Source organism: Rhizobacter sp. P3_B12, assembly GCF_056402895.1.
Genome location: NZ_JBFUGN010000217.1, coordinates 1 through 7,653, shown reverse-complemented (window position 1 = coordinate 7,653; position 7,653 = coordinate 1). Strand labels below are relative to the sequence as shown.

Here is a 7,653-nt window from a genome sequence, read left to right as displayed (position 1 = left end):
CAACCTGGTCGGCGACCACCTGCGCGACATCCTGAACCCACGCAACGCACACTGAAACATGACCGTCCTCGACGTCCAGGGCCTGCAGACCCACTTCTTCACGCACGGCGGCGTGGTGAAGGCGGTCGACGGCGTCGACCTGCGCATCGAGGCCGGCGAGGTGCTCGGCCTGGTCGGCGAATCGGGTTCGGGCAAGAGCATCACCGGCTTCTCGATCCTCGGGCTGATCGATCCGCCCGGGCGCATCGTCGGCGGGCACATCCGCTACCTCGGCCAGGAATTGGTGGGAGCGACCGAGCGCCGGCTGCAGGCGCTGCGCGGCAAGGAGATCGCGATGATCTTCCAGGATCCGATGATGACGCTGAACCCGGTGCTGCGCGTCGACACGCAGATGGTCGAGGCGATCCACGCGCACGAGAAGGTGAGTGCGCAGGCGGCGCTCGCGCGAGCCCGCGACGCGCTCGCGATGGTCGGCATCCCGTCGCCCGACGAGCGCCTCAAGGCTTATCCGCACCAGCTCTCCGGCGGCATGCGCCAGCGCGTGGCGATCGCGATCGCGCTGCTGAACCGCCCGAAACTCCTGATCGCCRACGAGCCGACGACCGCGCTCGACGTGACGATCCAGGCGCAGATCCTGTACGAGGTGCAGAGGCTGTGCCGCGAGACCGGCACCGCGATGATGTGGATCACGCACGACCTGGCGGTGGTGTCGGGCCTGGCCGATCGCATCGCGGTGATGTATGCGGGCCGCATCGTCGAGAGCGGTGCGACGGCCGACGTGATCGGCAACCCTTCTCACCCGTACACGCGCGGCCTGATCGATTCGATCCCGACGCGCGCCACGCACGGCACGCTGCTGCGGCAGATCCCCGGCATGACGCCTTCGCTGCTGAACCTGCCGCAGGGCTGCGCCTTCCGGCCGCGCTGCGGCCACGCCACCGACGCGTGCCTCGCGGTGCCGCAGGCCGAGCCCGGCCCCGCGGGCAAGACGGTGCGCTGCTGGAACCTGCTGACGACCGAGCCGGCCTGAGGACCGCATGGAAACCCTCCTCGAACCCACTCCCGCGAGCAAGGTCGGCACCGTCGCGCCGCTGCTGCAACTGCGCGGCGTCTCCAAGCGCTTCGTGCAGGACATCGACCTGGCCGCGCGCATCGCCAACCTGCGGGGAGCCGGCCACCGTGCGTCGGTGGTGCATGCGGTGGCCGATGTCGACCTCGAGATCCGGCCCGGCGAGGTGATCGGCGTGGTCGGCGAATCCGGCTGCGGCAAGTCGACGCTGGGCCGCGTGGTCGCCGGCATCACGCCGCCGACCGAGGGCAGCGTCAGCTTCCTCGGCAAGCCGGTGGAAGCGATGGACGCCGCCGAGCGCCGCGCCTGGGGGCTGGGCGTGCAGATGATCTTCCAGAACCCGATGGCCTCGCTGAACCCGCGCATGCGGGTGCTGGACATCGTCGGCGAGGCGCCGGTGGTGCACGGGCTGGTGAAAGCATCGCAGAAGGCGGAGTATGTCGAGGGGCTGATGCGCCAGGTGGGGCTGGACCCCGGCTACGCGCAGCGCTACCCGCACCAGTTCTCGGGCGGGCAGCGCCAGCGCATCGGCATCGCGCGTGCGCTGGCCCTGAAACCGCGGCTGATCGTGTGCGACGAGGCGGTGGCGGCGCTCGACGTGTCGATCCAGGCGCAGGTGCTCAACCTGTTCCTCGCGCTGCGCCGCGAGTTCGAGCTGACCTACCTCTTCATCAGCCACAACCTGGGCGTGGTGGGGCACGTGTCGGACCGCGTCGTGATCATGTACCTGGGCCGCATCGTCGAGGTGGCCCCGACCGAGACGATCTTCAGCGCGCCCAACCACCCCTACACGCAGGCGCTGCTGGCCGAGCTGCCGAGGCTCGACACCGCGCGCCGTGCCTACCTGCCCATCCAGGGCGAGCTGCCGTCGCCGCTGGCGCCGCCGCCCGGTTGCGCCTTCCATCCGCGCTGCCCGCATGCGCTGCCGCGCTGCAAGGTCGAGGCGCCGGTGTTGCGCACCCTGCAGACGGGCCACACCAGCGCGTGCCACCTCAACGATGCCGTGACATGACCGAACCCATTGCACCCTTCACGCTGCGCCTGCCCGAAGGCGACGCGGTGCCGCTCATCTGCGATTCGYCGCACAGCGGCGTGCAGTACCCCGACGATTTCAACCACGTCGTGCCCTTCGAGCAGCTGCGCGGCGCCGAGGACACCGACGTGCACGTGCTGTGGCAGGCGCTGCCCTCGGTCGGCGCCACGCTGCTGGCGGCGAACTTCCCGCGCGCCTACATCGACCCGAACCGCGACATCGACGACATCGATCCCGACATGCTGGCCGAGCCCTGGCCGACGCCGCTGCGCCCGAGCGAGAAGACGCGCCTGGGCATCGGCCTGATCTGGCGCGACGCGGGCAAGAGCGGCAAGTGGCCGATCTACGCCCGCAAGCTGCCGGTGGCCGAGGTGCAGCAGCGCATCGCCCGCTACCACGCGCCGTACCACGCCGCGATGCGCGAGCAGATCGAGGCGGCGCATGCGCGCTTCGGCGCGGTGTGGCRCCTGAACCTGCATTCGATGCCCGCCGATTCGTACGAGGGGCTGCAGATCCAGAGCGACCATCCGCTCGCCGATTTCGTGCTGGGCGACCGCGACGGCAGCACCGCCGCGCCCGAGTTCACCGCGCTGGTGGCCGAGGCGCTGCGCCGGCGCGGCTTCAGCGTGGCGCTGAACGACCCGTTCAAGGGTGTCGCGCTGATCGCGCGGCTCGGCAGGCCAGCCGAGCGCCGCCACAGCCTGCAGGTGGAGATCCACCGCGGGCTCTACATGAACGAGACGACGCGCGAGCGCAGTGCCGGCTTCCCCGCCTTGCAGGCTGCGCTCACCGCCGTCTCCCGTGAGATTGCCGACTACGTGAAGGACCAGGTCACATGACGCTCATCGCCGAGATCGAAGACAAGCACGCCGAGTTCACCGCGCTGCGCCGCGACATCCACGCGCACCCCGAACTGGCTTTCAAGGAGACGCGCACCTCCGACCTGGTGGCCGAGCGCCTGGCGGCCTGGGGCATCGAGGTGCACCGAGGCCTCGGCCAGACCGGCGTGGTGGGCGTGCTGCACGGCACGCGCGGCCCGGGCGAGCGCGCGATCGGCCTGCGCGCCGACATGGATGCGCTGCCGATGCCGGAGCACAACCGTTTTTTGCATGCCTCGAAGGCGCCGGGCCGCATGCACGGCTGCGGGCATGACGGACACACCGCGATGCTGCTGGGCGCGGCGCATTACCTGTCGACGCACCGCGATTTCGAAGGCACCGTGAACTTCATCTTCCAGCCGGCGGAGGAGGGCGGCAACGCCGGCGCCAAGGCGATGATGGACGACGGCCTGTTCACCCGGTTCCCGTGCGACGAGATCTACGGCATCCACAACATGCCGGGCTTCGAGGCGGGGCATTTCGCGTTCCGCAAGGGGCCGACGATGGCGTCGAGCAACCGCTTCGACATCATCGTGCGCGGCACCGGCGGGCATGCGGCGCAGCCGCACAAGGCGGTCGACACGATCGTCATCGCGGCCGAGATGGTCGGTGCGCTGCAGACGCTGATCTCGCGCCACAAGAACCCGATCGACGTGGCGGTGGTGAGCGTGACGCAGATCCATGCGGGCGATGCCTACAACGTGCTGCCGGGCGAGGCGGTGATCCGCGGCACGGTGCGCACCTTCAGCACCGAGGTGCTGGACGAGATCGAGGCCAACATGCGGCGCATCGCCGAAGTGCTGCCGCAGGTGCACGGCGGCAGCGGCGAGCTGAAGTTCCACCGCGCCTACCCGCCGCTGGTGAACTGGGACGCGCAGACCGATTTCGCGATGAAGGTGGCGCAGGACACCTTCGGCGCCGACAAGGTCGACGGCAACACGCCGCAGCACGGCGGCGCCGAGGATTTCTCGTTCTACCTGCAGAAGGTGCCGGGCACCTACCTGTTCGTCGGCAACGGCGGCGGCGGCCACCGCGAGTCCACCTACCACGGCATGGGGCCGTGCGAGCTGCACAACCCGAACTACGACTTCAACGATGCGTTGCTGCCGGTGGGCGGGACGTATTGGGTGCGGTTGGTGGAGGCGTTCTTCGCGCGGGGGTGAGATGGCTTCGGGCTGGTGTTGACAGGCCTTAGTGAAGCGCGGGGTGGTGCATCACGGCAAACCGCTCCGACAAGGCCGTCAGCCGCTTGTCCAGCGTCCACAACTCGGTGCCCGGCATCATCAGGGTCGATGCCAGGAGCGTGATGTCGATCAGGCCGCAACCCAGCCCGAACAGACCTTCACTCTCCACGAAGGCCAGCACCTCCCGCATGCTGGCTTGCTGAGCCGGCTGAAGCCGCGCCAGGTCGGCAAGGGTTTGCGTTCGAGACGGTGGGGTTCCGCAGGCCAGTTCGCCCAGGATCATCGGATGGATCAGCACCAGGTCCATCGCAAGCAGGTTCATCAAGGCGGCATTGCGCTGCCGAAAATGAGCGACCCACACCGATGTGTCGACGAGCACCCGCATCACCGGCGGGCACCCTCGCGTCGCCGGGGAATGTCTTGCATGTCCGGCAGCGTCGATCCCAGTGCAGAGAGGCGCTTGGCGGCCTGCACCCGCACAAAGGTCTTGATGGCTTCGCGGAACAGGTCGGCCTTGTCCATGTCCGGTTCGGCGACTTCAAGGGCCTCTTGGTACAGCGCATCGTCGATGGTCACGGTCGTTCGCATGGCATCCTTTCAGCATCAAAAACGATGCCATTCTGAATCAATCTTGACACCAATTCAATGGGGTGGATGCAGGCGCCAAGCCTGCTTCTTCAATGGGGGGTGAGCGGAAATTGCAGCCTGCGACCGCGATTCCTGACAATTATCGATAATCGAGTTCGATTCGTTGAATTTGTTCGGATCGACAATTATTCTCTTGCTTCAGCCTGAGTCGACCTGACCGGCTGCCAGCCCTGGGGAGGGATGCCATGAGCAAGAACGCCAACTGCCGGGTCGATGACCCGGCCCAGCATCGAGCACGCGGGCGCCACGGCCCGCCGTGCGGCGGGCTTCCCCCGCATCGCCAGTAAATCCATTCCGGGGTGAATCCGTTCGGGGCAGGTGTGCTCGGGAGAGCCGCTGCCTGAATGCGCCACCACGCCTGCTTCGCAAGCTTCGGGAGGGCCGCCATGAGCGCCAAGGTCTCCGTCGTGATCCCCACCTACAACCGGGCCGAGGACGTGGTGCGCGCAGCGCGTTCCGCGCTGGCCCAGACGCTGCCGCCGCACCAGGTCATCGTGGTCGACGATGGCTCCACCGACAACACCGCCGAACTGGTGCGCGAGCTGCCGGCCCCGGTGCAATACATCCCCAAGCCCAACGGCGGTGTGTCCAGCGCAAGAAACACGGCGTTCCCGCAGGTGACCGGCGACTACGTGGCGCTGCTCGATTCGGATGACCACTGGGATCCGCGCTGGCTGGAGACTGCGGTGCACACCATCGAAGCGGTGCCCGGCGCCGGCGCCGGCGCGGCCTGCTGCACCCGCGCGCGCGGCGTGCGCCCCGACGGCTCGGAGATCGGCATCGCGCCGCCCAAGCCCGGGGTGGTGAACGGCATGCTGCGCCTGCCCGACCTGCTGATGGGGGGCATGATGGGCTCCAACGTCGTGCTGCGCACCGAGGCGCGCAATGCAGCAGGCGACTTCGACACCACGTTGAAGACCGGCGAGGACATCGACTTCGCGCTGCGCGTGGCGGTGTCCACCACCATCGTCGAGGTGGCGCAGCCGCTGGTGAACGTGACCAGCACGCCGGGCTCGCTCAGCAGGAACATCAACACCGGCAACCGCCTGAAGGTGTATGCCAAGTTCGAGCAAGAGCATCCGGAGGAGGCCCGCCATTTCGCCAAGGAGTTTCGCGACGCGCGGGTGGCCACCACGCTCGGTTACGCCCGCGACCTGATGTGGGCTCGCCAACTGCCGGCGGCGCGCGAGCGGCTGCGCGAATCGTGGCGCTACCGACCCACGGTGGAAGCCGCCAAGCTGGCAGTCAAGCTGGTGGTGCTCAGTGTGCTGGGGCGTGGGCGCACCCAGGGCTGACTTTCCGGCAGCGAACACGAGAGTTCAATCCAGGCCAGTCTTCCCTGGTGCCCAGTACGCCTTGGTCGAGACGCGAGACGAAGCGACGCCCGAGTCCTTCAGTGCTCGGCGCAGGCGCTGGATGGTCGAGGCTTTGCCTGTCAGCACGAAGGTCGAGCCGGTGGCCGCGAGGGCTGGCAGGCGCTGCTCGATGCCTTCCAGGTGTGCGTCGTTGTCCTTGCCCTCGAACAACTCTGCCGCCTCCAGATGCAGCCGAACCACCGCCTCGCGGGCAGGGGCAGCGGCTTTCACTTCGAACAGGCACGGCAGGGTCGCAGGGCGGGGAGGGCCACCGAGCGCGAGCGCATGTGCCAGCCCGATAGAAGTCTCGTCGCCAATCACGACAGGCAGGCGCGCATCGCCGACATCGAGCGATGCCCGCGGCCCGAAGACATCGCACGCATCGCCGAGACCGACAACGCGGACCCACGCRCTGCCCGGCCCGTGGCCATGCGCATACCCGAGGATCCGCGTCCGCCCTGCCGCCGCGTCCCACTCGATCGGCGTGAAGGTCCGCGCGACGAAGGCCGATCCCATCGCGATCTGCACCTTCTGCCCCGGCACCCACTGCAGGCCCTTGAACTCCGGACTCTCCAGCGTGATCAGCCGGAAACCCTCGGCGACGGGCTCGACCTCGACGACCCGCGCCTGCTTCATCAGCATGCGCATCAGCGAACGGCCCCAGCTCATCGCGTGAACACGCTGAACTCGTTGCACTGGTAGAGGAAGCGGCGCGCCAGCGTCCGGGCAACGCGGCCCGTGCTCAATGAATCCATGGTCTCGTGTGCTCCAAAGGGTGTTGGCGCATCGTAAAGAGGGGCTCTCGCGAGCGCATTGCGCGGCAATGCCAGAATCTTCGGAGATCCTGCCAATCGTCATCGCCCCCATGCCCCTTCTGAATGAGCTTGCCGCCGACTGGGCGGATCCGGATCTCGTGCCGCGCCCGGTGCTGAGCATCAGTGCCGTGTTCGAGGGCTCCGGCCAGCGGCATGAAATGGATTTCCACAGCCACCGCAAGGGCGAGCTGCTGTTGCTGATGCGCGGGGTGCTGACCTGCGAGGTGCAGGGCGGCCTCTGGTTCGTGCCGCCGCAAGGGGCGATCTGGATACCCGGTGGCGTGTCGCACAAGGTGACCGGTGCCGGCGAGATGGAGGGCTACGTCGTCTTCATCGAGCCGGCGGTGGCGACGAATCTCCCGACGGCCTGCTGCGCGGTGTCGACCACGCCGCTGCTGCGCGAGCTGGTGATCCGCTGCTCGACACTGCCGACGCTCTATGCGGAGCTGGGCATGGGCAGGCGCGTGACCGAGCTGCTGGTCGATGAGCTCGCTGCAGCGCCCACCGGCAACCTGCACCTGCCGATGCCGATCGATCCCCGCCTGCGCAAGATCGCCGAGATGATGGTCGACGACCCGGCCGACCGCGGAACGACGCAGAGCTGGGCGCGGCGCGTCGGCCTGAGCGAGCGGTCGTTGGCGCGCCTGCTCGCCAAGGAGACCGGCATGAGC

The 7,653-nt window shown here is 68.3% G+C and carries 9 protein-coding genes; 6 read left to right on the top strand and 3 right to left on the bottom strand.

Annotation, left to right across the window (positions count from 1 at the left end):
• Positions 1-58: 58 nt before the first annotated feature.
• The 4 genes from AC1D01_RS13935 to AC1D01_RS13920 are packed head-to-tail and all read left to right on the top strand — an operon-like array spanning position 59 to position 4,143.
• Positions 59-1,030, top strand: coding sequence for an ABC transporter ATP-binding protein (locus tag AC1D01_RS13935; protein ID WP_477867125.1), 972 nt, complete (start codon positions 59-61; stop codon positions 1,028-1,030).
• Positions 1,031-1,037: 7 nt separating this feature from the next.
• Positions 1,038-2,081, top strand: a complete 1,044-nt coding sequence (locus AC1D01_RS13930; RefSeq protein WP_477867123.1) for an ABC transporter ATP-binding protein — start codon at positions 1,038-1,040, stop codon at positions 2,079-2,081.
• A complete protein-coding gene (locus AC1D01_RS13925; protein ID WP_477867121.1) occupies positions 2,078-2,941 on the top strand; it encodes an N-formylglutamate amidohydrolase in 864 nt (287 codons plus the stop codon). The genes AC1D01_RS13930 and AC1D01_RS13925 overlap by 4 nt, the downstream gene beginning before the upstream one ends.
• Positions 2,938-4,143, top strand: coding sequence for a M20 aminoacylase family protein (locus AC1D01_RS13920; RefSeq protein ID WP_477867119.1), 1,206 nt, complete (start codon positions 2,938-2,940; stop codon positions 4,141-4,143). The genes AC1D01_RS13925 and AC1D01_RS13920 overlap by 4 nt, the downstream gene beginning before the upstream one ends.
• 28 nt (positions 4,144-4,171) lie before the next feature.
• Here AC1D01_RS13920 and AC1D01_RS13915 read toward each other — a convergent pair whose 3' ends face one another.
• Together AC1D01_RS13915 and AC1D01_RS13910 are read right to left on the bottom strand one after the other, a co-directional pair.
• Positions 4,172-4,549 (bottom strand): type II toxin-antitoxin system VapC family toxin, encoded by a 378-nt coding sequence (locus AC1D01_RS13915; RefSeq protein ID WP_477867127.1) that lies wholly within the window; start codon positions 4,547-4,549, stop codon positions 4,172-4,174.
• Entirely contained in the window at positions 4,549-4,752 is a 204-nt protein-coding gene (locus tag AC1D01_RS13910) for a type II toxin-antitoxin system VapB family antitoxin (RefSeq protein ID WP_477867117.1), read from the bottom strand. The genes AC1D01_RS13915 and AC1D01_RS13910 overlap by 1 nt, the downstream gene beginning before the upstream one ends.
• Before the next feature lie 446 nt (positions 4,753-5,198).
• Here AC1D01_RS13910 and AC1D01_RS13905 point away from each other — a divergent pair, with 446 nt between their 5' ends.
• Complete coding sequence (locus AC1D01_RS13905) at positions 5,199-6,107, top strand: glycosyltransferase family 2 protein (RefSeq protein ID WP_477867115.1); 909 nt, start codon at positions 5,199-5,201, stop codon at positions 6,105-6,107.
• 24 nt (positions 6,108-6,131) lie between these two features.
• Here the strand turns inward: AC1D01_RS13905 and AC1D01_RS13900 are convergent, their stop codons facing one another.
• Complete coding sequence (locus AC1D01_RS13900) at positions 6,132-6,815, bottom strand: siderophore-interacting protein (RefSeq protein ID WP_477867113.1); 684 nt, start codon at positions 6,813-6,815, stop codon at positions 6,132-6,134.
• A 217-nt stretch (positions 6,816-7,032) separates the two neighbouring features.
• Here AC1D01_RS13900 and AC1D01_RS13895 point away from each other — a divergent pair.
• Positions 7,033-7,653, top strand: a 621-nt coding sequence (locus tag AC1D01_RS13895) for an AraC family ligand binding domain-containing protein (RefSeq protein WP_477867111.1), incomplete at its 3' end; no start/stop codon positions are given.

Coding starts and splice junctions, on each gene's coding strand:
- AC1D01_RS13930 (WP_477867123.1), top strand. CDS start 1,038: ATGGAAACCCTCCTCGAACCCACTCCCGCGAGCAAGGTCGGCACCGTC.
- AC1D01_RS13920 (WP_477867119.1), top strand. CDS start 2,938: ATGACGCTCATCGCCGAGATCGAAGACAAGCACGCCGAGTTCACCGCG.
- AC1D01_RS13915 (WP_477867127.1), bottom strand. CDS start 4,549: ATGCGGGTGCTCGTCGACACATCGGTGTGGGTCGCTCATTTTCGGCAG.
- AC1D01_RS13910 (WP_477867117.1), bottom strand. CDS start 4,752: ATGCGAACGACCGTGACCATCGACGATGCGCTGTACCAAGAGGCCCTT.
- AC1D01_RS13905 (WP_477867115.1), top strand. CDS start 5,199: ATGAGCGCCAAGGTCTCCGTCGTGATCCCCACCTACAACCGGGCCGAG.